Raw genomic sequence first — 21,510 nt, forward strand, 5'->3', positions numbered from 1 at the left:
CCCGTACACGTAAACCCTTCCCTGAATCACTCCTCCGGGATGAAAAGCGTCTGCTACCGGCAGAGCCCTGTTGCCCGGACTGTGGGGGGGCGCTGAGTTATCTGGGTGAGGATGCCGCCGAACAACTGGAGCTGATGCGCAGCGCCTTCCGGGTTATCCGCACGGTGCGCGAAAAACACGCCTGTACGAAGTGCGACCGTATCGTTCAGGCTCCGGCGCCTTCACGGCCCATCGAACGCGGTATCGCCGGGCCGGGGCTACTGGCACGGGTACTCACATCAAAGTACGCAGAGCATACACCGCTGTATCGTCAGTCAGAAATATATGCCCGCCAGGGTGTTGAGCTGAGCCGCTCAGTGCTGTCGGGCTGGGTGGATGCCTGTTGCCGGCTGCTGTCACCGCTGGAAGAGGCGCTTCGAAACTATGTGCTGACTGATGGCAAGCTCCACGCCGATGACACGCCCGTCCCGGTGCTGTTGCCGGGCAATAAAAAGACGAAGACCGGACGGTTATGGACGTACGTTCGTGACGACCGTAACGCCGGGTCAGCGTCGCCACCGGCGGTCTGGTTCGCATACAGCCCGGACAGAAAAGGCATCCACCCGCAGACCCATCTTGCGGGGTTCAGCGGAGTGCTGCAGGCGGATGCTTACGCCGGGTTCCATGAGCTCTACCGCGAAGGTCATATAAAGGAAGCGGGCTGCCGGGCCCATGCCCGCCGAAAGATCCATGATGTGCATATCCGCACTCCGTCGGCCCTGACGGAAGAAGCGCTGAAACGGATCGGCGAGTTGTATGCTATCGAAGCGGATATAAGGGGAATGCCAGCAGAACAGCGGGTTGCCGAACGCCAGTTGAAAACGAAAGCGCTTCTTAAATCACTGGAAAACTGGCTGCGTGAAAAGATGAAAACCCTGTCGCGACACTCAGAACTGGCGAAGGCGTTCGCTTATGCCCTGAATCAGTGGCAAGCGTTGATGTACTACGCAGACAACGGCTGGGCTGAAGCGGATAACAACATCGCGGAGAATGCTCTGCGAATGGTCAGTCTGGGTCGTAAAAACTACCTGTTCTTCGGCTCTGATCATGGTGGTGAGCGCGGAGCGTTGCTGTACAGCCTGATCGGGACGTGCAAACTGAACGGCGTGGAGCCGGAAAGCTACCTTCGCTATGTCCTTGACGTCATTGCTGACTGGCCGATAAACCGGGTGAATGAACTGCTCCCCTGGCGCGTCGCACTGCCAACGGAATAACACATCCCCGTCAATACGGCCCTCGGTGTACGCTTACGCATGTGCGACATATCGAGTAACACTTTGTTCTTGCTTGCTTCTGATATGGCAAGGTGAAACTGTTTATCAAGGGAATAAAAACCATAAACATTATTCTCGAGGATGGCTTTCTCCATACTGAGATACAGGGACTCAATTTTCTGGATTAAACTATCCTCACCAGCCTGAGCAGCAAGTTTCGCACAGTGACTATCAACCAGTTCACGGGTATAGAGAATTTCTTCGATCGTATAGTCGCTGGAGGCGTGTTTTTTATCCGAAACGATGACCCCATTACCGGACTGGATAGTAATCCAGCCAGAAATTTCCAGCACAATAAGCGCTTCCCGGAGTGATGCCCGGCTAACAGCAAGTTGCTTCGCCAGCTCGCGTTCAGGTGGCAGGAAGCTTCCTGGAGGAAAAATATTATCATTGATCAGTTTGATGATGAGATTAGCAATTTTTTGATAAAGTCTCTCCTGTTTTATCTCAGGAATAACCATGTGCCCCCCATTTTCTTACTCTGCGCAAATTTTCGTTGGCTATCATATCATTCCTGGACTTAAGAGTCGTACTCAAGAGTTAAAGCCTCCTTGATTTCCATCGTTGAGAGGTCTCGGGGCGAGTCTGGGTAAGCGGTCAGAATCATTATTGCAGTGCGCTGCATTTAAATATCAATGGTCTGATGGAGATTTACTCTCTTTTTCAATGCTGTAAATACCCGTAACGCACGAAGTGCAATGATTGTCCCCGCAGTAATAACCCCCACACGACAAGCAGCACAAGGAAAATGTCATCGCCGGACGAGCCTGGGTGGAGAAATATCCTCCGATAAAAATCAAACGGTAGACAAATATCTCTCGCCAGTCCTCATATCCAACCTAACATCCCTGACATTTCCTCTGCCTTCATTTGGTGGAACACTTGCACCGTTTGTGATCGACGCGGTGCCATATTGCCCCCTTTTGGTATTCCGTTGTCATCGCTGTTTTCAGGGTGCGTGAGATTATAAATATTTACTACCAGTGATTTCAGTGGATTACAAAATTTGGCACCAGAATTGCTTATTCATTAATGGCTGATGGCCGCACACAGAAAAAGCGCACTTAAAATGCGCAATGCAACCACATAACCACATTTCTTCACACAGGATGCTTTATGAAAAAGATTATGTTCTCTACTTTATTCGCAGCAGCTTCTCTGCTTGCCGTCGCGCAGCAAGCGCATGCGGGCGCCACGTTGGATGCAATTAAGAAGAAAGGGTTTGTTCAGTGCGGTATCAGTGATGGTCTGCCGGGGTTCTCTTATGCCGATGCCAGCGGCAAATTCACTGGTATTGATGTGGATGTCTGTCGTGCCACTGCGGCTGCGGTGTTTGGCGATGCCAGCAAAGTCAAATACACGCCACTGACGGCAAAAGAGCGTTTTACCGCGCTGCAATCCGGTGAAGTGGACATTCTGTCCCGTAACACGACCTGGACCTCTTCGCGCGATGGCGGCATGGGCTTCCTGTTTGCCGGCGTGAACTATTATGACGGCATCGGTTTTCTGACCCATAAAAAAGCCGGTCTCAAAAGCGCGAAAGAACTGGATGGCGCCACCGTCTGTATCCAGGCCGGTACCGATACCGAGCTGAACGTAGCGGATTACTTCAAAGCTAACAATATGCAATACACGCCGGTGACCTTCGACCGCTCTGACGAATCCGCCAAAGCGCTTGACAGCGGCCGCTGCGATACCCTGGCGTCCGATCAGTCTCAACTGTACGCGCTGCGTATTAAGCTGGGCAAACCGGATGAGTTCATTGTTTTACCGGAAGTGATTTCGAAAGAGCCGCTGGGCCCGGTGGTCCGTCGCGGGGATGACGACTGGTTCACCATCGTTAAATGGTCGCTGTTCGCCATGCTCAACGCTGAAGAAATGGGGATTAACTCGAAAAACGTCGATCAGCTGGCGGCAAAACCCTCCAACCCGGACGTGGCTCACCTGCTGGGTGCTGAAGGCGACTTTGGCAAGGATCTGAAGCTCGACAACAAATGGGCGTTCAACATTATTAAACAGGTCGGTAACTACCAGGAAAGCTTTGACCGTAACGTCGGTAAAGACAGTGCTCTGAAAATCTCGCGTGGCCTGAATGCGCTCTGGAATCAGGGTGGCATTCAGTACGCACCGCCGGTGCGTTAATTCCGCCTTCCCGTCGGGCACTGCGCCATGCGGTGCCCAATGCGTTTTTTCACTGAGGTTTCAATATGTCTCAACGCCCAACCGTAAAAAGGGATTTTTCCATCGGTAACCCTACGGTTCGCGCCTGGTTTTACCAGATAGTCGCCATTGTGGCTGTGTTTACCGTTGCGGGATATCTCATCCACAACACGGTAATAAACCTGGCCAATCGCGGCATTACCTCCGGTTTTGGTTTTCTTGAACGTAACGCTGGCTTCGGCATTGTCCAGCATCTGATTGATTATACGGAAGGCGATACCTACGCGCGCGTGTTCCTGGTGGGATTAACCAATACCCTGCTGGTTTCCGCGCTCTGTATCGTTTTCGCTTCTATTCTCGGCTTCTTTATCGGCCTCGCGCGTCTGTCGGATAACTGGCTGCTGCGTAAGCTATCAACCATTTACATCGAAACGTTCCGTAATATTCCACCGTTGTTACAGATTTTCTTCTGGTATTTCGCGGTGCTGCGTAATCTGCCCGGTCCACGCCAGGCATTGAGTGCGTTCGATCTGATATTTGTCAGCAATCGTGGCCTGTACATCCCATGGCCTACCTCAGCGCCGGGCTCCTGGCCCTTTGTCATCGCACTGGCGCTGGCGATTGCCGGTAGCGTTGGCTTGCTGAAGTTTAATCGCAAACATCAGTTAAAGACCGGTCAGTTGCGCCGTACCTGGCCGTTTGCCGTGGCCATGTTCATCGTCTTCCCGCTGATCGCTCATCTGCTATTTGGGGTCGCCGCCCACTGGGATATCCCGCAACTTCGTGGATTTAATTTCCGCGGTGGGTTCGTCATGATCCCAGAGCTGGCTTCCCTGACCCTGGCGCTGTCGATCTACACATCGTCGTTTATTGCTGAAGTGATTCGCTCCGGTATTCAGTCGGTCCCGTCCGGGCAGAATGAAGCCGCCCGTTCGCTGGGATTGCCGAATCCGGTCACTATGCGCCAGGTGATCATCCCGCAGGCAATGCGGGTGATCATTCCGCCGCTGACCAGCCAGTACCTCAACATCGTGAAAAACTCCTCACTGGCGGCGGCGATCGGCTACCCGGATATGGTATCGCTGTTCGCCGGTACGGTGCTGAATCAGACAGGTCAGGCTATTGAGACCATTGCCATTACTATGGCGGTGTACCTGAGCATCAGTCTGATTATTTCGCTGCTGATGAACCTCTACAACCGCAAGATCGCGCTGGTTGAGCGTTAAGAGAACGGAATAACTATGTCTGTTACCACACATGAAACACCGCCTGTGCCGACGAATCCGGTCAGTAAAGCCTGGGCCTGGGCACGTAAAAACCTGTTCTCCAGCTGGTTCAATACCCTGCTGACGCTGCTATGCCTGTGGATTATCTGGAACGTGATCCCCCCGGCGCTGAACTGGCTGATCTTCCAGGCGAACTGGGTCGGATCAACCCGTGCCGACTGCACCAGAGAAGGTGCCTGCTGGGTGTTTATCCATGCGCGTTTTGGTCAGTTTATGTATGGCCTTTATCCCCATGAGCTGCGCTGGCGTATCAATCTGGCGCTGGTGATTGGGCTACTGTCCATCATTCCGATGTTTATCAAATCGATGCCGCGCCGTGGCCGTTACATCGTCTGCTGGGTGGTGGCCTATCCCATTATCGTCTGGCTGCTGATGTACGGTGGCTACTTTGGCCTTGGCCGCGTGGAAACCCGCCAGTGGGGCGGCCTGACGCTGACGCTGATTATCGCATCGGTGGGGATTGCCGGCGCGATACCGCTAGGGATTTTACTGGCGCTGGCGCGTCGTTCAAAGATGCCGGTCGTACGAACCCTGTCGGTAATTTTTATCGAATTCTGGCGTGGGGTACCGCTGATTACCGTGCTGTTTATGTCATCGGTGATGCTGCCGCTATTTATGGCCGAAGGGACCACCATCGATAAGCTGGTGCGCGCCCTGGTCGGGGTCGTTCTGTTCCAGTCGGCCTATATCGCGGAGGTCGTGCGCGGTGGCTTGCAGGCGCTGCCCAAAGGGCAGTATGAAGCGGCGGAATCGCTGGCGCTGGGTTACTGGAAAACGCAGATTCTGGTTATTCTGCCCCAGGCGCTCAAGGTCACGATCCCCGGTCTGGTCAACACCATCATCGCGTTATTTAAAGATACCAGTCTGGTGATCATCATCGGCCTGTTCGATCTTTTCAGTAGCGTGCAGCAGGCAACGGTTGACCCTACATGGCTGGGAATGTCGACGGAGGGCTATGTTTTTGCCGCTCTCGTTTATTGGATTTTTTGTTTTAGCATGTCTCGCTTTAGCCAGCATCTGGAACAGCGTTTTTACACCGGGCGTAAATCGCACTGAGGTTTTATATGACACAATCTATGATTAATTCTGCTGACGCAATGATGATTTCGCTCGAAAATGTGAATAAATGGTACGGACAATTCCATGTGCTGAAAGATATTAACCTGCAGGTGAAACCGCGCGAACGTATTGTGCTCTGCGGGCCTTCAGGGTCGGGCAAATCGACCACGATTCGCTGCATCAACCACCTCGAAGAACATCAGAAAGGGCGTATCGTGGTGGATGGTATTCATCTCAATGATGATGTTCGCAATATAGAACGCGTGCGAACGGAAGTCGGTATGGTATTTCAACACTTTAATCTTTTCCCGCACCTGACTGTTATACAGAACTGTACGCTGGCGCCGACCTGGGTACGTAAGATACCGAAAAAAGAGGCGGAAGAGCTGGCAATGCACTATCTGCAGCGGGTACGTATTGCTGAGCATGCGCATAAATTTCCGGGACAACTGTCCGGCGGCCAGCAGCAGCGCGTCGCGATCGCCCGTTCGCTGTGTATGAAGCCCAAAATCATGTTATTTGATGAACCGACTTCCGCCCTTGACCCGGAGATGGTTAAAGAGGTGCTCGATACCATGATTGGTCTGGCAGAAGACGGTATGACGATGCTGTGCGTTACCCATGAAATGGGCTTTGCCCGCACGGTGGCTGACCGGGTGATCTTTATGGATCGCGGTGAGATTGTGGAGCAGGCGCCCCCGCAGGAGTTCTTCTCTCAGCCGAAGTCAGAGCGTACCCGCGCGTTTCTGTCGCAGGTTATTCACTAGACGCTCGATCATCCCCCTCGCTTAGGCCGAGGGGGAAAAGGAAGAGGCCGGCCAGAGACGTCCAACACGCGCAGCGTCCCCGCCAGCAACTGCGTATTGCGTTTTATCCGGCCCTTTAACAAATGCCGTGCGCAGCCGGCACCGAAGCATTTCGCTACCCCGCTGAGATACCAGGTCAGTTCGGGAATCAGTTCGCTGAAAGTGGCGATATGCTGCGTTGCCAGCGCGGCGTATGACTCATTCTCGATCACCGGTATGCTGTAGCGCAACGCTTAGCGCCTCTTCACAAAGACATTGGGTTGACAGCCTTTGTGATATTGATAATCATTATCAATAGTGCATTTCTTCCACGACGCGTCGGTTTACTGCAGCCGCGTCGTTCCACGGGGACTTAAGAGCATGTCATCATCCTCGATTGCGTCTTACACTACCGATTGCTGCATCGTAGGCGGCGGCCCTGCCGGGTTAATGCTCGGTTATCTGTTAGCCCGGTCGGGCATTGACGTGACGGTACTGGAGAAGCACGCAGATTTTCTGCGTGATTTTCGCGGCGACACCATTCACCCTTCCACGCTGGAGCTTATGCATCAGCTTGGTCTGCTCGACGATCTCCTGATGTTGCCGCACCAGCGCGCGGAAAGCCTGTGGGCGGAGATCGGCGGGCGCAACGAGATGCTGGCCGACTTCTCCCACCTGCCGACGCGCTGCAAATTTATCGCCTTCATGCCGCAGTGGGAATTCCTCAGTTTCCTCGCCGGACAGGCCGCCGCTTTTTCCCATTTCACCCTGATACAGTCGGCGCAGGTGATCGCGCTGCGCTATAAGCAGGGCCAGGTGTGCGGCGTACTGGCGGACAGCCCGGAAGGGCCGATCGACGTTGCCTGCCAGTTGGTGGTCGGCGCCGACGGCAGGCACTCCGTGGTGCGGGAAAAAGCAGCGCTCAGCAGCTGATCATTTGGCATGCCGCGGGATCTGCTGTGGATGAAACTCAGTAAACAAGTGGGCGATCCGTCATGGTCGATGGGTCATTCCGGGCCAAAGCGTAACTTTATCATGATCGATCGCGGCGATTACTGGCAGTGCGGCTATGCGATCGAGAAGGGGAGTTTCACGACGATCCGACAGAACGGACTGGAGAAATTCTTGCTGCAGGTGGCGAGGGTGGCTCCGTTCCAGGACGATCGCTTTCAGGAGATTGTCAGTTGGGAGCAGGTCAGATTGTTGAGCATCCGTATCGACAGGTTGAAGCAGTGGGCGAAGCCGGGCGTGCTGTGCATCGGCGACGCGGCGCACGCGATGTCGCCGATCGGCGGAGTGGGCGTCAATCTGGCGATTCAGGATGCGGTGGCGGCCGCTAACGCTATTATCCTGCCGCTGCGCCAGCGGCGTTTGCAGCTAAAACATCTGCGGCGGGTGCAGCGGCGGCGTGATTTTCCCACTAAAGCCACGCAATTTTTACAAATCAAAATGAGCCGGCGCAGGACGAAAAAACGCCGTCCGGCGGGTCGCTCCCGTTTGATGATCTGGCTCAGCAACAGCCGCTGGCTGCCGCGGTTAGTCGGCCGCATCATCGGCCTTGGGTTCCGCCGCGAAACGCCACGGATGTTTTAGCGGCATGGGGATGCCGCTGCGGCTTACAACTCCTGTCAATCAGGGAGAAAAAGTCTTCTTCTGCCCTGGGGAAAGCGCATTTAGCGCATTCAACATGATATCCCGGGTTTGGTTAAGATGTTCTGTCAGTATGGCGATCGCGCGATCGGCATCATTCTCAAGGATCGCAGCCAGAAGTTGATTGTGGTCGGTATTGCGCTCCCCCTCTTCGGCGGCGGGGGGCAATAAAACGCGCTGATAGATGGAAAATGCCTCAGCCAGCTGTTTTATCATCAGGAACAGCCACTCGCTCCCGCAGTTTTCCATCATGATAAAATTAAAATCCTCATGACGTGAATGCCACCCTGGATTTAGCTTTCCAGGCTCTTCCGCCAGCGTTTGAGGTGTATGTACCAGTCGGTGGTTCGCGGCCACCAGCCGGGCCTGCCACTCTACATCTCCCGTCGCAATTGATTTCCGCAGGGCAATACTTTCAAAGATAATTCGTTGCTCCGTGAGATCCCGAAGATCGTCAGCGTCTAACCCGCGCACGCTGAAGCCCTGCTGGGGCGCTACATCTACCAGTAATTCGCCGGCCAGGCGATTCAACGCTTCCCTGATAACGTTGAGACTGACATCAAAGCGATGCGCCAGCTCAGAAATCTTCAGTTTGTTTCCCGGCATCAGTTGCCCGGTCAAAATCAATTCCCTGATACGAGCATAGATCGTCTGGTTCAGCGATCTTCCCTCCGTGAGCGTCTTCATTGCAACCTCTGCTTTATTTTCAATAAGTTAATTTTAAAAATGTCCATTATGATGTTAATGATAGCACAAGATATGTTAAGAAGATATTAATACTAAAAACTTATAATCAATAAAAAAATCCATTTTTTACTTTGAAAAAGGTTTTTTGCGGGTATTATCAGCATGACATCCAATCTGACGCAGGAGCTGATATGTCCCATCCACTGAAGAGGTCATCTTTTGAGTTTGAAGGTATGGAGGTGGGTTATTACACCGGCGGGGAGGGCAAGCCACTCATGATGATTCATGGCTCTGGTCCGGGCGCATCCAGTCTTGGAAACTGGAGTCGGGTGCTGGATAATCTGAGTCAGCGTTACCGCATTTATGCGATGGATCTGATTGGCTTTGGCATCAGCGACCGTAAACCTGCGCCACCCTATTTCGATTTCGCCATGTGGGTTCGCCAGGCTAAAGCGATGCTCGATTTTATCGGCGCGCCTCAAATCGGCGTCATTGGTCATTCTCTATCGGCAGCAATTGCCCTGCAGCTGGCAGCATCCGATAAACGAATTTCCGCGATATTAACGACCGGCGCTATCGGCGCCCCTTTTATCGTATCCGATGCAACCAGACGGATATGGCGCTGCCCGGTAAATCGTGCTGAATTAGCGGCAACGCTAAGCACATTAATTCATGACCCAGCGCTTATCGATGATGACTATATTGCCGCCCGCGAGCCGGTTGTTTTTGCATATGGCTATGCCGATTACTTTAATAGTATGTTTTCCGGAAATCCTCAGCAATATGTTGAACAAACAACGCTGAGTGATCAAACGTTATCAACGATTAATTGCCCGGTTATAATGTTACACGGTCGGGAAGATATTCCATTTCCGCCGGAAACATCGGTTATTTTAGCGGGGAAAATAAAGCAAGCTGACCTTTATATTCTTCATGGATGCTCGCATTCGGTAGCATTTGAACGCAGTCATTCCTTTTTAGCTGCAGTAAATCAACTGTTTAGTTAACTCTTCTTTTACGCACGCTCACGATTATGGATGACATTATCAGGGATTAGTAGGACGCCTGTATCTATACCGATTTTTATTTTGGAAAACGCTGTTCAATCTGGGGGGATGCATTTGTCCCTGTGTTTTGTGAAATGAGGAAACAATAATGAACTGGCTGTCTCAATATAAAAAAACACCTGCATCTTTATGTTTAACCTGTTTTATGACGGCGATGATACTTTCGCTATCAATGACCGCACCAGCGCAAGCAGAGGAAGATCGACTGGTGGGATTGATTCCCGCGATGACAGCAGACAAGCCATTTAAACTGGCGGTGACGGTCGTACATCTTAATGATGACTTTTATAAAGGTATTATTTATGGGATTACCGATGAAGCCAAACGCACCGGAGTGAATGTCGTGCAGGTTTCTGTTGCTGGCGCATATGGTAACGTCCGCGAGCAGTTTGCCCAACTTGAAGCCTTTAAAAGCATCGGCGCCGATGTCGCCGTATTAGCCCCTGCGGCCTATAACGGTTTTGATCCAATTATCAAATCCCTTAAAGAAACCGGCATGAAAGTCGCTTCGGTAGGCATCCCGGTTAACAGTAAGAACATCGATTTTGGCGTGCTTCAGGATGATACTTATATCGGAAAGCTGATGGCCGATGCTGTCTGTAAAGCTGCCGCAAAACCGAAAAAAGTGGCGATGATCCCGGGGCCAGCGGGCGCTGAGTGGGTGCGTCTGCGTTATGAGGGTTTTAAAGCCGAGGCGCAGAAATGCGCCAGTCCGATTTCGGTGATTGATTCTGCGTTCGGCGGCGGCATTGATTTGCAGGAAGGGCTGGCCAAAGCCACAGACATGATGCTGCGTAACCCGGATATTAACTTCATTTATACCCCGCAGATTACCCTCGGAATGGGGGCGGTGCAGGCAATACGCCAGCAGCATCGTGATGCTTCCGTGGTCAGCTCCGCTATGGTGAAACGGGCGGTGCCGATGATTGAGGACGGTAAAATGCTGGCGGTAGTTTCCGAGCCGGGCATCATCATGGGCCGCCTGATCGTACAGTACGCCATTCGCGCGATGGAAAATAAACCGCTGCCAAATCTGGCCCCAGCCGGCGCCGATGGCTTGAGTTATGCGCACTATAACGTGCCGAATAAAGTGCTCGATAAGAGTAATGTCGCAACACATCCTTTTGAAACATATGAAATTGCACCGGCGGACTGGAAAGTCCCGGCGATGCAGTAACGCAGCCTGAGGGAAGCGAGGATGAACAACGTAGCGTCCACTCTTAATCCGAATTCTCCCCTGCTGCGTATCAGTGGGTTGTGCAAACGATTTGGTGCGACCCAGGCGCTGAACAATGTCTCTGTTCAATTTGCCGCCGGGGAAATCCACTGCGTTCTCGGTGAAAACGGCGCCGGGAAATCAACCATCGGAAAAATCGTCAGCGGGCTCTATCCCGCTGACGAGGGAAGTATCTGGTACGACGACCAGCGGGTGGCTTTTAACAGTTCCCGTGAAGCGCGCCACGCCGGTATTGTCATGGTTTATCAGGAGCTGTCCCTGGCGCCGAGCCTGTCCGTGCGAGCCAATCTGTGGCTGGGGGCGGAGAGAGGTAAGACTCTGCTCTCACTTACTCGCCGCTCTCAGGAAAAGAGTTGTGTACAGGACGTTCTGAGCCAGCTTGGACTGGCTCACATTGATATGGAAAGCGCGGTGGGCCAGTTTCCGGTAGCGATCCAGCAACTGATTGAAATCGGTAAATCTCTGATGTCGCAACCCAGGGTGATTATTTTTGATGAACCCACCGCCATGTTGGGTGCTGTTGAAAAAGAGATGTTTTTTAGCGTTCTGCGGCGGTTGCGCGAAACGGACATGGCGTCGGTGCTGGTGACGCACCATATTGATGATGTATTAGCCGTCAGCGATCGCGTCACCATTATGCGCAACGGCCAGGTGGTGGACGCCTTTCCGGTGAAACCGGGAGTAACGGCAGATTTCATCGTCTCGCGTCTGACGGGCAAAGCACCTGGTCGCCATCGCGTTGAGAATAAAAGAGAACAAAACTTTCCGCCATTGCTCGACTTTGAAAACCTGCCGGTCAGCGGCGGCGGTAACCGGGTGTTCAGCTTAGGGAAAGGCGAAATATTGGGTATCTACGGTGTCGTTGGCTGTGGCGGCGACGAACTGTTGCAAAGCCTGGTGGGGTTTATCCCTACGCCGCCCGCAGTTTCGTCTCGCTTCCGGCTGGATGGTTATGAGTGGCGTCCGAAAAGCGTGGTGGATGCGCTGAAAAATGGGGTGGCCTGGCTACCTGCGGGGCGGGCCAGTAATGGCGTTTACCCCACGCTGTCGATTGCTGAAAATCTGATGATGACGCAGTTGAAAAGCTTCAGCCTGGCGGGATTCATCCGCTCCCGGCAAGTTGATGCCTGCGCCGATAAGATGCTGAAAGACTGCGGGGTTAAGTTCGCTGATAAGCATGATTTATTGACCAGTCTGAGCGGCGGTAATCAGCAAAAGGTATTACTGGCGCGGGCAATGGCAAGTGCAAAGAAAGTGCTGGTGCTGGAAGAGCCTACCGCCGGCGTGGATATCGATGCCAAGTATGAAATCCATCAACGCATTCGGGCGCTGGCGGCCAGTGGTGTCTCGGTGATCCTGCTCTCCAGTGATTTAGCTGAAACCATATCCCTGTGCGACACGGTCTGGACCCTGTTTCATGGTCATGTAGTGAACACGTATCGCACGCCGGATGAGCACGATAAAGCATCGATTATTGCTGATGTGGTGGGACAAGAAACAGCCGACGATGCTCCTGATGAATCAAGTGTCAGCCTGACGCGGGAGGGGATGTGATGAATACAAGCAGAGATGTCAGCCTGATGGCTTCGCAGAAACCGGCGATAAAACGTAAGTTCTCGCTGTCTGACTGGATGCTGCCGTTGCTGGTGGTGGTCGTTGCGATTGTAACGGGGATTATTCAGCCTCGGTTCTTATCGGTGAGTAACGGTATTAACCTGGCCTGCCAGCTTGCGCCGCTGTTGATCCTTTCGTTGGGGCAGGCGGTGGCGGTGATACGAGGAGGGCTCGATCTTTCACTCTCTTCTGCTATGTCGCTGGCCGGGGTGGCCGGGGTCATGGTGATGAATCATGCCGGTATTCCCGCCGGGCTGCTGGTGATGCTGCTGGTGGGAGCCTTTACCGGCGCGGTGTCCGGTATGCTGATCTCCTTTTTTAATACTTCACCGTTGGTGATCACGCTGGGTATGCTCTCGGTCGCTCAGGCGTTTGCGTTGATCCTTTCCGGCGGCGTACCTATTTATGATGTTCCCGCCGCTTATATTGACGCGGTCGGTTACGGCACGCTGCTGGGGATGCCGGTGATGGTGTGGATTGCCGTTGCGCTGACCGTGGCTATTGGCGTACTGATGAAATATACCCTGTTTGGCCGCTACGTTTACGCCATGGGATCTAACGTCTCTGCCGCGTCCAAATCCGGTATTAATGTTCGGCTTAATACGGTACTGGTTTATATGGTCAGCGGGTTCTGCGCCGGTATCGGCGCCATTATTCTCACCGCCTGGACAAGTTCAGCGCAGCCCATTGCGGCTGCGAATCTGACGCTGCAATCGCTGGCGGCGGTGGTACTTGGCGGTGTCGCACTTACCGGCGGGGCCGGAAATTTACGCCAGGTGATTACCGGTGTGGTGGTTCTGACCCTGCTGTCCAACGTAATGAATATGGTCGGCGTGTCGGCATATTATCAGACGCTTGCGGTCGGCGTAGTTATTATTCTGGCTGTGGTGCTTGACCGGTTTCGCCGTCGCGAATCGTACTAATCTTTGTCATGAGTATTCATGCGCAATACATCGGGCATGCTTGCCATGATTTAGTTTGCTATAAGGAGTGTCGTTGTGTCTGAAAACGTTAAGTATATCAACCCTGAAAATATCAGTCCGGCCCAGGGGCTCTATTCCAGTTTGACTAAAGTCCGCGCGGGCGATCTCTATTATATATCCGGGCAGCTCTCGGTCGGTTATGACGGTAACGTCGTCGGCAAAGGTGATTTTGATGCACAATTTGCCCAGGTGTTTAAAAATCTCGGCGAAGTTCTGCATGCTGTTAATTGTGATTTTAATGATGTCGTTAAATTCAATACCTATCTGGTGGCGTCGCAGCACATTGATAATTTCATGAAGAACCGACAAGAACTTTTTTCCAGACTATTTTCAACTGCCGATTATGCGCCTAATACTCTGCTGGTGGTCGACCGGTTGGTGAAAGAGGAGTTTCTGATTGAAGTGGAGGCTGTTGCTCGTTCTCGCGATTAATGACAGGTTTACCGGGAAGGTTAATTATGAAACTGGTCACTTATATTTACTCAAACACCAGGAAAATTGGTGTTATTAATCACGCTGGTAACATTATTGACGTCAGTGATATTGTAAACACGAATGATATGAATGTGCTTATCGAGCGTTTTGCGGAGGTCGAGAGCCGTTTAATATTATGTTGTGAAGGTTCTGGTGAAAATGAGGTGGCAATTGACGCCGTGCGCCTGCTGGCTCCCATTCCGGACACGCGGCGCAATATTTTCTGCGTCGGCAAAAACTACTATGCGCACGCTGAGGAGTTCGCCAACAGCGGCTATGATTCCAGCGCCGCGGCGGGCAACGTACCGGCAAATCCGATCATCTTCAGCAAGCCCTCCACCGCTATCTGCGGCCCTGGTGACGCCATCGACAGCACTCTGGATCCGTACAACACCATCGACTATGAAGCCGAGCTGGCGGTGGTGTTGGGGAAAAAGGGGCGGGTTGCGCAGGATGAGGATCCAATGACTTTTGTCTTTGGTTATACCCTGGTGAATGACGTCACTTCTCGCCATTTACAGAAACAGCACAGTCAGTGGCTGCTGGGCAAAGGAATTGATGGTTTCTGCCCGATGGGGCCGGTTCTGGTCACCGCCGATGAGTTTGGCGCCCCCGGCAGTCAGACGATCTCCTGTCATGTAAATGGTGAACTGCGTCAGCAAGCGCCTGTATCCGATTTGATTTTTGATATTCCGCGATTAATTAAAACTATTGGTCAGAATATTACCCTGCTGCCGGGAGATGTTATTGCCACCGGTACTCCGGCAGGCGTGGGACTCGGATTTTCTCCGCCTCGTTATCTTGCCCGCGGCGATAGCGTGACGGTTTCTATGAATGAAATTGGGCAGCTAACCAATACCATAATCTGATAAAAAAGAATGAGGTCATTATGGCTAAGATAGTCAGTGCAATCAGTATGTCTCACGTTCCGGGGGCATTAGGCTGGGCCGATGCGCCTTCCCCTGCACAACGCCAGCGGCTGGCGGAAATCCATGCCAGATTAAAACAGTGTATCGATGAAACTAAACCCAATCTGATCATCGCTTTTTTAGACGATCACTTTGAGAATAATTTTCGTAATTTAATGCCGACATTAGGCATACCGGTTAGTGATGCGAATATCGGTCCCGCTGAACATATGATGGAAGCGCTGAAATTTGATAAACAGCACCGTATCGCCAGCAATGCGGAAATTGCGCAACGGCTACTGGAAAAGCTTATTCACGGCGGTTTCGAAGCTACGCGGATGGGCGCGATTGAATATGGCAATAACCTGATGATGCCGCTGGTGTTTATTAATCCGGAATTCAATATTCCGGTTGTGCCTGTGTATATCAACGTCTTCTCTCCACCACTCATGCCTTATTCACGTGCCTATGATCTCGGCGAAAAAGTGCGGGAGATTATCGATTCTTTACCGGATGAGTTTCGCGTGCACTTTCTCGCCACCGGGGGACTGTCGCACTGGCCTCCGGTCTGGACAGAAGGCGCACCGGAGAGCGATGAGCTGCTGCAGCGCATGAAGATTTACCAGACCATCGGCAAGGAGGCGCTGATAAATGATCCGACGATCTATACCGATTTCGCGAAGTATGAAATTGAAATGATGAGCAAAATGGAGTGGCCGCTGGGGAACAGCCATCCGTTGGTCAACGAAGAGTGGGACCGTGAAATGCTGGAGCGTTTCGAAGCGGGCGATGTCAGCTACATGCGCGCGCTGACCTACGACGAAGTGGAAGAGCGTGGCGGCCACGGGGGCCATGAAGCCCTCAACTGGGTGGCGTTAATGGGCGCAATGAAAGGGGCTCGCCCCGATTATGTCGCCTATGAATCGGTCCCGGAGTGGATCACCGGTATGAGTTATCTGACCTATCCTGGCCAGGAATAAGGAGACGCGAGATGGCAAGAATTGCAGTCGTGGGTGCTGGTATGGGCGGTCTGGCCTTCGCTTCGGTTATGCGGAACAGTCAACACGAGGTGACGGTGTACGAACAGGCCAGTGAACTGGCTGAGCTGGGAGCGGGGATCTCTTTATGGGCTAATGGCACGCGTCTGTTCGAAGAGATGGGGATCGCCGCGCAGATGGCGGAAAGATCCTGTGAGACGGAGATGGCGTTTTTCAGAAATGAGGACGGTAGCATAGCCGGCGCTCAAGCGTTGGCCCGGGGAAACTGGTACCGGAATGAATATGGCTATCCCTATTACGGGGCATTCCGTACCCATCTGCAGTCGGCACTACTCGATGTGATTGGTCAACAGACCATTCGTCTGAATAAGCAACTGGCACGGCTGGAAGAGGCAGACAGTGAAATAACCTTACATTGGGCGGATGGCTCGATGGACAGTGCCGATTTAGTGGTGGGCGCCGACGGTATTAAGTCAGTCGTGCGGCAGTATGTCAGCCCTGACGCGTTGCCGTTGTTTACCGGCAATAGCGCGTTTCGAGGTCTGGCGAAAACCGCCGATCTTGATCTGCTGCCGGAACCACGCTCCTTTACCGACTGGATGGGTGACGGCATGCACGTGCTGAATTTCCCGGTGGGTAAAAATTTCGCATATCAGACCATCGTGGTGTTTATGGATGGTCCGGAAAAGTGGCTGGAAGCGTCATGGCGCGTCCCGTCGGATGCGGAGGAAATCCGCGCTCATTTCACCGGCTGGCACCCTGCCGTCGGCCAATTGCTGGAACACGTTAATCTGGCGGAACGCTGGGGGATGTTCCAGGTCAGTCCGATGTCCTCCTGGTATCGCGGGCGTGCGGTGCTGATTGGTGATGCCGCACACGGCATGATGCCGCACCACGGGCAGGGTGCGATCTCCTCTTTTGAGGACGCGGTAGCGTTGGCGCACATTCTCAATGATGACGCCACGACTTCCTTTACCGGCGGGCTCGAACGTTATGAACAGGAACGCAAAAAACGCGGTGAAAAAATCCAGAAATCCTCCCGCCGGCTTAATGATTGCCTCCACCTTCCGGCCGGACAGGATCGCGTTGAGCGTAATGCGGTACTTAATAGTCTGGAGCAGCACTTCTCCTGGCTGCACAGTTACCAGATTGGCGTTTAACGAGGGAAGCCTGGTGGGGCGCCGCTGATTCACATCATCCTGGCAGACTAATTAATACATTGCAGATCATGCCGCTGTGCGCTGGTTATGCGTAAGCGGCACGCTTATTGCCTGTGATGCTGTACCGATCCCAATAAACATCGCACTCTTTAGCAGGTATCAACATGCCCAACACATATGTAGTACTCTCGGTAGGAATCGAAGACAAGGTGTCGCCCACTCGCACGTTGATGTTTGCGTTACAGCACTTGCTGGCGCTGACTGGAATATGGGTCTTCCCGGTGATCATTGGCGCCTCGCTCAATCTCACTCACCAGCAGACCGGCACCATCGTGCAGGCCTGTTTTTTTACGACCGGTATTGTCACGATTTTGCAATCGAGTCGATTTTTACGTCTTCCGGTTGTTCAGGGGCCGACGGCCGCTTTTATGGTCGCCGTGCTGGGGTCGGCGCACAGCGTTGGGCTGGGTACCACATTCGGATCGATGTTTGTGGCGGCGTTAATCTTCGCCGCGCTCTCCATTCCGCTGAAACGGCTGGGGATTACCGGCCTGATGATTCGTTATATCTCACCGCCTATCGTTTTTGGCTGCCTTCTGGTGATTATTGGCGCGCAGCTCGCCAGTATTGGTCCGGCAGGCTGGTTCAGCACTGCCAGCGGCGGGACGCTGGGTAACAGCTTTATCGCCGCGTTAGTGACTGTTCTTACCATTATTAGTTGCATGGTGTTTGGCCGCTATGACCTGATAAAACGCGGTGCGCTGCTGTGGGGAATCGGCGTTGGCGTGATAGCATTTAAGCTAATGACGGCGTGGCATCTGCCGGATTTCGCCAGTACGCCATTTATTTCGTTACCCCACTTTTTCGCCTTCGGGTTCGGCGTGTCGATCCCGGTGGTGTTGCTGATGATGCTGGCGTTTCTGCAGGCCTCAGCAGAAGCCATGGGCATGTATTCTCTGCTGGCTGACTGGGGCGGGCAAACGTTGACGACGCAGCGGATTAATCGTGGGCTGTTTACCGAGTTTATCGGCTGTGCCGTTGGCGCGGCAGCAGGCGGATTGGGGACAACATCGTATCCAGAAAATGTTGGTATCATTCGGGTTTCTGGCGTGGCCAGCCGCTTTGTCACATTGACTGCCGGAGTGTTGTCGCTATTTATCGGGCTACTACCGCCGGTTGGGCTACTGCTGGCATCGCTTCCTGAACCAGTCCTTTCCGCCGCATCCTCTATTCTGTTTGGCATTATCGCCCTGAGTGGGGTGCAGATAATGGCGCGTATCCACTGGGACGAACTTAACCTGGCGGTAGCCGCCCCCGCTTTCATACTCTCCATGGGCAGTATGTACCTACCGCCAGCGGTACTGAATTTGCTGCCAGCCTCCCTGAAGGGAATCGTGGCGCAGCCGATGATTATTGGCATCATCCTGCTGATTTCTCTCAATCTCATTATCAATGTATTCGTGCGCGGCTTACGCAAGCCGGTGCTTGAGGAGGAGACATTTTTATGATGAAAAAAGTGACATGGGTGATTAATCCCGCTCGGACCGCGCTGATTGTGGTGGATATGCAGAAGGTATTTTGTCTGGAGGGGGCAGGGTTATACGTTCCTGATACGGCGAATATTATCGAAAACATTCAGGCGCTCAGTAGCCTGATGAGACAATGCAACATGCCGGTGATCTATCTGCGGCATGTGGTGCGGGGAGATGGCAGTGATACCGGGCGGATGCGCGATCTCTACCCTAACGTCAATGCGCTGCTGGGACGCGATAATCCGTCTGTTGAAATCATTGACGCTCTCTCCCCCATGCCCGGTGACATCGTGGTTGATAAGCTGTTTTATAGTGGTTTTCACAACACAGATCTGGATGCGATTCTACGAATGAAGGATATTGATACCCTGATTGTCTGCGGAACGGTAACCAACGTCTGCTGTGAAACTACCATTCGTGATGGTGTACATCGGGAATACAAAATGATTGCTTTAAGCGATGCCTGTGCGGCTATGCCCTATCCTGATATGGGGTTTGGTGAAGTGAGCGCATCAGATGTGCAGCGTATCTCGCTGAGTGCTATGGCCTATGAATTTGCCGAGGTGACGGATACCAGGGATATCATGGCGCGTATCCAGCGGACAGCGCCTCCGGCTTAGTCTGAACCGCTGTCGTGCCTGGATTGACCGCCCACGTGATGGCGATTTGTATAATCTCACATCTCAGGGGGAAAGATGATGCTTCAATACCGATATCCGACCATGCAGGTCGTTCAGTAGGCCGCGATAATCTGTTGATAGAGCGCTTCGGCGGCGGCGAGTTTGTCCAGCTCACAGTATTCATCGGTCTGATGCGCCATCGAGGGTTCGCCGGGGCCGAGAATAATACACGGTGGCGTATTAAGCGCTGGCAGCAGCAGCGAGGCATCGGTGAAATAGGGAACGATGCGCGGAACCAGCGGTTGCGGGTGTAAAGGCTGGCACAGGCGGAACAGATCGCGGATCCACGGCGTATCCGTATCGCTGAGTACGGCGGGCAGATCCACTAATGTTTCAAGGCGCACGTCTTCCCCCAGATGCTGATGCAGGCGCGTGCAAATATCAGCGTGCCGGAGATTTGGCGCGGTACGGATATCTACATCGAACGCGGCGCTGTCCGGGACGGAGTTGATATTCAGCCCGCCGCTTATCCTCCCGACGTTCAGCGTCGGCTGGCGCATCAGCGGATGCGGCGGGCCAGGCGAGAAATGACGGATCGTTTGCAAGGCGTCTGCTGCCCGATAAATCGCGTTAATCCCCAGTTCCGGCATCGCGCCGTGGGCGGTTTTTCCCCTGGTACGGCAGCGTAGCCAGAGTGCCCCTTTATGTCCGATGACAGGATAGTTCGCCGTCGGTTCGCCGACGATCAGCGCCCCGACGTCGGGTAACTGCCCCTGTGACAGCATCGCCTGCGCGCCATCGCAGCCTGTCTCTTCCCCGCCGGTCAACAACAGCACTACGCCACTCCCCGCGCGGATTTCTTCCAACCGCGCGACGCAGGCGCAAAGAAAAGCGGCGATCGCCGCTTTCATGTCGCTGGCACCACGGCCATATAACCGGTCGCCATCCACTTCGCCAAACGGATCGCGAGTCCACGAGGCGTCGCCGAGAGGAACGGTATCCAGATGTCCGGTGAAGGCCAGCGGTAAACCGTTTTGCTGGCCGGGTAAACGGGCCAGCAGATTGCAGCGCCCTTCGCCAAAGGTCGACAACGAGACCTGAAATCCTCGTTCCCGCAGCCAGTCGGCCAGGAACGCCATGCACTCCGCTTCATGGCCTGGAGGGTTGATCGTATCGAAGCTCAGCAACTGACGGGCGAGGGCGAGCGAGGGGGTATTCATTGGCGCGCCCCGGTTAGCCAGTCGAGCGCGTTAATCCACAGGCGGCGATAGCCATCCCAGGCGCTGAACGCCTCCGGTAGCCAGTGGGCCGACATATCGCTGGTCCAGACCAGGGAGCGTCCGCGCTGATACTGACGTACCGCCAGCAGCGGATGGCCGGTTCCGGCGATGGTCGCCAGCAGTTCGCCCTGCGGATGCATTTCCACCTCGTTATAACCCAGCAGCCATGGCCATTCACCGTCCAGCCCGTCCAGCACCGGATGACGGGCGACCGTTTCGGCGTAGCAGCCTTCTGGCGTTTCTACCCGGTCGTCCCACGCCAGGCAGCGTACCGGCAGCACTTTTTCGACAGCGGTGTTACGGAAACGGGCCGCGCCGTTAATCCCCTGGAAACTAAAGTAGCCGCCGATCATCATCAGGTTGCCGCCTGCCGCCACGTAATCGTGCAGCAGCGTCAGGCGGTTGGCGGTCCGTTTGCTCTTCAGCCAGGTATCCGGATGCAGCAGCAGCGTATTGGCGCCGATATCGGAAAGAATAATCACATCCCACTGCTGCAGCGCTTCAAGAGTCAGCGGAAAGTGGTTTTGCGCTTCATGGGCCGGCATGTGGGTGACGGCATAGTCGCTGTCCGCCAGCGCCTGCATAAACGCGTCCGCCCCGCTGTGAAAAGTGGCGGTAAAGAACTGATCAAAACCCTTTACGTGCGTGGCGCTGCTGGTCCATGATTCGCCGACCAGTAAAACTGATTTTTTCATTG

Annotated in this window: 19 protein-coding genes and 2 pseudogenes; 16 read left to right on the plus strand and 5 right to left on the minus strand. The window is 53.6% G+C overall.

Going from position 1 to position 21,510, the window contains the following annotated elements; translation table 11 throughout:
- Positions 1 to 1,253, plus strand: a 1,253-nt coding sequence (gene tnpC, locus FE839_RS22340) for an IS66 family transposase (RefSeq protein ID WP_138362957.1), incomplete at its 5' end; no start/stop codon positions are given.
- 38 nt (positions 1,254 to 1,291) lie between these two features.
- Here tnpC and FE839_RS22345 read toward each other — a convergent pair.
- Positions 1,292 to 1,774, minus strand: a pseudogene (locus tag FE839_RS22345) (FadR/GntR family transcriptional regulator); the annotation flags it as partial.
- 171 nt (positions 1,775 to 1,945) lie between these two features.
- Positions 1,946 to 2,068 (minus strand): putative zinc ribbon protein, encoded by a 123-nt coding sequence (locus tag FE839_RS25210; protein WP_479680759.1) that lies wholly within the window; start codon positions 2,066 to 2,068, stop codon positions 1,946 to 1,948.
- A gap of 361 nt (positions 2,069 to 2,429) precedes the next feature.
- On the opposite strand from FE839_RS25210, the gene FE839_RS22350 reads away from it, so the two are divergent.
- The 5 genes and pseudogenes from FE839_RS22350 (at position 2,430) to FE839_RS22375 (ending at position 8,196) form a co-directional block, all read left to right on the plus strand.
- Positions 2,430 to 3,455: an amino acid ABC transporter substrate-binding protein gene (locus FE839_RS22350; protein WP_138362959.1), complete on the plus strand. Its 1,026-nt coding sequence runs from the start codon at positions 2,430 to 2,432 to the stop codon at positions 3,453 to 3,455.
- Positions 3,456 to 3,520: 65 nt separating this feature from the next.
- A complete protein-coding gene (locus FE839_RS22355) occupies positions 3,521 to 4,699 on the plus strand; it encodes an amino acid ABC transporter permease (RefSeq protein ID WP_138362960.1) in 1,179 nt (392 codons plus the stop codon).
- 15 nt (positions 4,700 to 4,714) lie between these two features.
- Positions 4,715 to 5,815 (plus strand): amino acid ABC transporter permease, encoded by a 1,101-nt coding sequence (locus FE839_RS22360; RefSeq protein WP_138362961.1) that lies wholly within the window; start codon positions 4,715 to 4,717, stop codon positions 5,813 to 5,815.
- A gap of 8 nt (positions 5,816 to 5,823) precedes the next feature.
- Entirely contained in the window at positions 5,824 to 6,585 is a 762-nt protein-coding gene (locus tag FE839_RS22365; protein WP_138362962.1) for an amino acid ABC transporter ATP-binding protein, read from the plus strand.
- Positions 6,586 to 6,984: 399 nt separating this feature from the next.
- Positions 6,985 to 8,196, plus strand: a pseudogene (locus tag FE839_RS22375) (FAD-dependent oxidoreductase).
- A gap of 39 nt (positions 8,197 to 8,235) precedes the next feature.
- Here FE839_RS22375 and FE839_RS22380 read toward each other — a convergent pair.
- Positions 8,236 to 8,940, minus strand: coding sequence for a GntR family transcriptional regulator (locus tag FE839_RS22380; RefSeq protein WP_138362963.1), 705 nt, complete (start codon positions 8,938 to 8,940; stop codon positions 8,236 to 8,238).
- A 191-nt stretch (positions 8,941 to 9,131) separates the two neighbouring features.
- On the opposite strand from FE839_RS22380, the gene FE839_RS22385 reads away from it, so the two are divergent.
- From FE839_RS22385 to FE839_RS22430, 10 genes are all read left to right on the plus strand, one after another.
- Positions 9,132 to 9,947 carry an alpha/beta fold hydrolase gene (locus FE839_RS22385; RefSeq protein WP_138362964.1) on the plus strand — a complete coding sequence of 272 codons (816 nt, stop codon included), beginning with the start codon at positions 9,132 to 9,134 and terminating at the stop codon, positions 9,945 to 9,947.
- A gap of 148 nt (positions 9,948 to 10,095) precedes the next feature.
- A complete protein-coding gene (locus tag FE839_RS22390) occupies positions 10,096 to 11,184 on the plus strand; it encodes a substrate-binding domain-containing protein (protein WP_138362965.1) in 1,089 nt (362 codons plus the stop codon).
- A gap of 21 nt (positions 11,185 to 11,205) precedes the next feature.
- Positions 11,206 to 12,798 (plus strand): sugar ABC transporter ATP-binding protein, encoded by a 1,593-nt coding sequence (locus FE839_RS22395; protein WP_138362966.1) that lies wholly within the window; start codon positions 11,206 to 11,208, stop codon positions 12,796 to 12,798.
- Complete coding sequence (locus tag FE839_RS22400) at positions 12,798 to 13,781, plus strand: ABC transporter permease (protein ID WP_138362967.1); 984 nt, start codon at positions 12,798 to 12,800, stop codon at positions 13,779 to 13,781. The genes FE839_RS22395 and FE839_RS22400 overlap by 1 nt, the downstream gene beginning before the upstream one ends.
- A 75-nt stretch (positions 13,782 to 13,856) precedes the next feature.
- Positions 13,857 to 14,273, plus strand: coding sequence for a RidA family protein (locus FE839_RS22405; protein ID WP_138362968.1), 417 nt, complete (start codon positions 13,857 to 13,859; stop codon positions 14,271 to 14,273).
- Positions 14,274 to 14,299: 26 nt separating this feature from the next.
- Entirely contained in the window at positions 14,300 to 15,184 is an 885-nt protein-coding gene (locus FE839_RS22410; protein ID WP_138362969.1) for a fumarylacetoacetate hydrolase family protein, read from the plus strand.
- Between the two features lie 20 nt (positions 15,185 to 15,204).
- Positions 15,205 to 16,203 carry a DODA-type extradiol aromatic ring-opening family dioxygenase gene (locus FE839_RS22415; RefSeq protein ID WP_138362970.1) on the plus strand — a complete coding sequence of 333 codons (999 nt, stop codon included), beginning with the start codon at positions 15,205 to 15,207 and terminating at the stop codon, positions 16,201 to 16,203.
- A gap of 11 nt (positions 16,204 to 16,214) precedes the next feature.
- Complete coding sequence (locus FE839_RS22420) at positions 16,215 to 17,381, plus strand: FAD-dependent oxidoreductase (protein ID WP_138362971.1); 1,167 nt, start codon at positions 16,215 to 16,217, stop codon at positions 17,379 to 17,381.
- A gap of 164 nt (positions 17,382 to 17,545) precedes the next feature.
- The gene (locus FE839_RS22425) at positions 17,546 to 18,889 is read left to right on the plus strand and encodes a uracil-xanthine permease family protein (protein ID WP_138362972.1); all 1,344 of its coding nucleotides are present in this window, start codon (positions 17,546 to 17,548) and stop codon (positions 18,887 to 18,889) included.
- Positions 18,886 to 19,533, plus strand: a complete 648-nt coding sequence (locus tag FE839_RS22430; RefSeq protein ID WP_206665982.1) for a cysteine hydrolase family protein — start codon at positions 18,886 to 18,888, stop codon at positions 19,531 to 19,533. Before FE839_RS22425 ends, FE839_RS22430 begins: the two co-directional genes overlap by 4 nt.
- Before the next feature lie 113 nt (positions 19,534 to 19,646).
- Here FE839_RS22430 and FE839_RS22435 read toward each other — a convergent pair whose 3' ends face one another.
- Together FE839_RS22435 and FE839_RS22440 are read right to left on the minus strand one after the other, a co-directional pair.
- Positions 19,647 to 20,753, minus strand: a complete 1,107-nt coding sequence (locus FE839_RS22435; RefSeq protein ID WP_138362973.1) for a M20 family metallopeptidase — start codon at positions 20,751 to 20,753, stop codon at positions 19,647 to 19,649.
- The gene (locus FE839_RS22440) at positions 20,750 to 21,508 is read right to left on the minus strand and encodes a glutamine amidotransferase (RefSeq protein WP_138362974.1); all 759 of its coding nucleotides are present in this window, start codon (positions 21,506 to 21,508) and stop codon (positions 20,750 to 20,752) included. Before FE839_RS22440 ends, FE839_RS22435 begins: the two co-directional genes overlap by 4 nt.
- Between the last annotated feature and the right edge of the window lie 2 nt (positions 21,509 to 21,510).

This window comes from Klebsiella indica (assembly GCF_005860775.1).
Lineage (GTDB): Bacteria > Pseudomonadota > Gammaproteobacteria > Enterobacterales > Enterobacteriaceae > Klebsiella > Klebsiella indica.

Coding starts and splice junctions, on each gene's coding strand:
- FE839_RS22430 (WP_206665982.1), top strand. CDS start 18,886: ATGATGAAAAAAGTGACATGGGTGATTAATCCCGCTCGGACCGCGCTG.
- FE839_RS22440 (WP_138362974.1), bottom strand. CDS start 21,508: ATGAAAAAATCAGTTTTACTGGTCGGCGAATCATGGACCAGCAGCGCC.
- FE839_RS22360 (WP_138362961.1), top strand. CDS start 4,715: ATGTCTGTTACCACACATGAAACACCGCCTGTGCCGACGAATCCGGTC.
- FE839_RS22380 (WP_138362963.1), bottom strand. CDS start 8,940: ATGAAGACGCTCACGGAGGGAAGATCGCTGAACCAGACGATCTATGCT.
- FE839_RS22350 (WP_138362959.1), top strand. CDS start 2,430: ATGAAAAAGATTATGTTCTCTACTTTATTCGCAGCAGCTTCTCTGCTT.
- FE839_RS22395 (WP_138362966.1), top strand. CDS start 11,206: ATGAACAACGTAGCGTCCACTCTTAATCCGAATTCTCCCCTGCTGCGT.
- FE839_RS22435 (WP_138362973.1), bottom strand. CDS start 20,753: ATGAATACCCCCTCGCTCGCCCTCGCCCGTCAGTTGCTGAGCTTCGAT.
- FE839_RS22390 (WP_138362965.1), top strand. CDS start 10,096: ATGAACTGGCTGTCTCAATATAAAAAAACACCTGCATCTTTATGTTTA.
- FE839_RS22420 (WP_138362971.1), top strand. CDS start 16,215: ATGGCAAGAATTGCAGTCGTGGGTGCTGGTATGGGCGGTCTGGCCTTC.
- FE839_RS25210 (WP_479680759.1), bottom strand. CDS start 2,068: ATGACATTTTCCTTGTGCTGCTTGTCGTGTGGGGGTTATTACTGCGGG.
- FE839_RS22400 (WP_138362967.1), top strand. CDS start 12,798: ATGAATACAAGCAGAGATGTCAGCCTGATGGCTTCGCAGAAACCGGCG.
- FE839_RS22385 (WP_138362964.1), top strand. CDS start 9,132: ATGTCCCATCCACTGAAGAGGTCATCTTTTGAGTTTGAAGGTATGGAG.
- FE839_RS22425 (WP_138362972.1), top strand. CDS start 17,546: ATGCCCAACACATATGTAGTACTCTCGGTAGGAATCGAAGACAAGGTG.
- FE839_RS22365 (WP_138362962.1), top strand. CDS start 5,824: ATGACACAATCTATGATTAATTCTGCTGACGCAATGATGATTTCGCTC.
- FE839_RS22415 (WP_138362970.1), top strand. CDS start 15,205: ATGGCTAAGATAGTCAGTGCAATCAGTATGTCTCACGTTCCGGGGGCA.
- FE839_RS22410 (WP_138362969.1), top strand. CDS start 14,300: ATGAAACTGGTCACTTATATTTACTCAAACACCAGGAAAATTGGTGTT.
- FE839_RS22355 (WP_138362960.1), top strand. CDS start 3,521: ATGTCTCAACGCCCAACCGTAAAAAGGGATTTTTCCATCGGTAACCCT.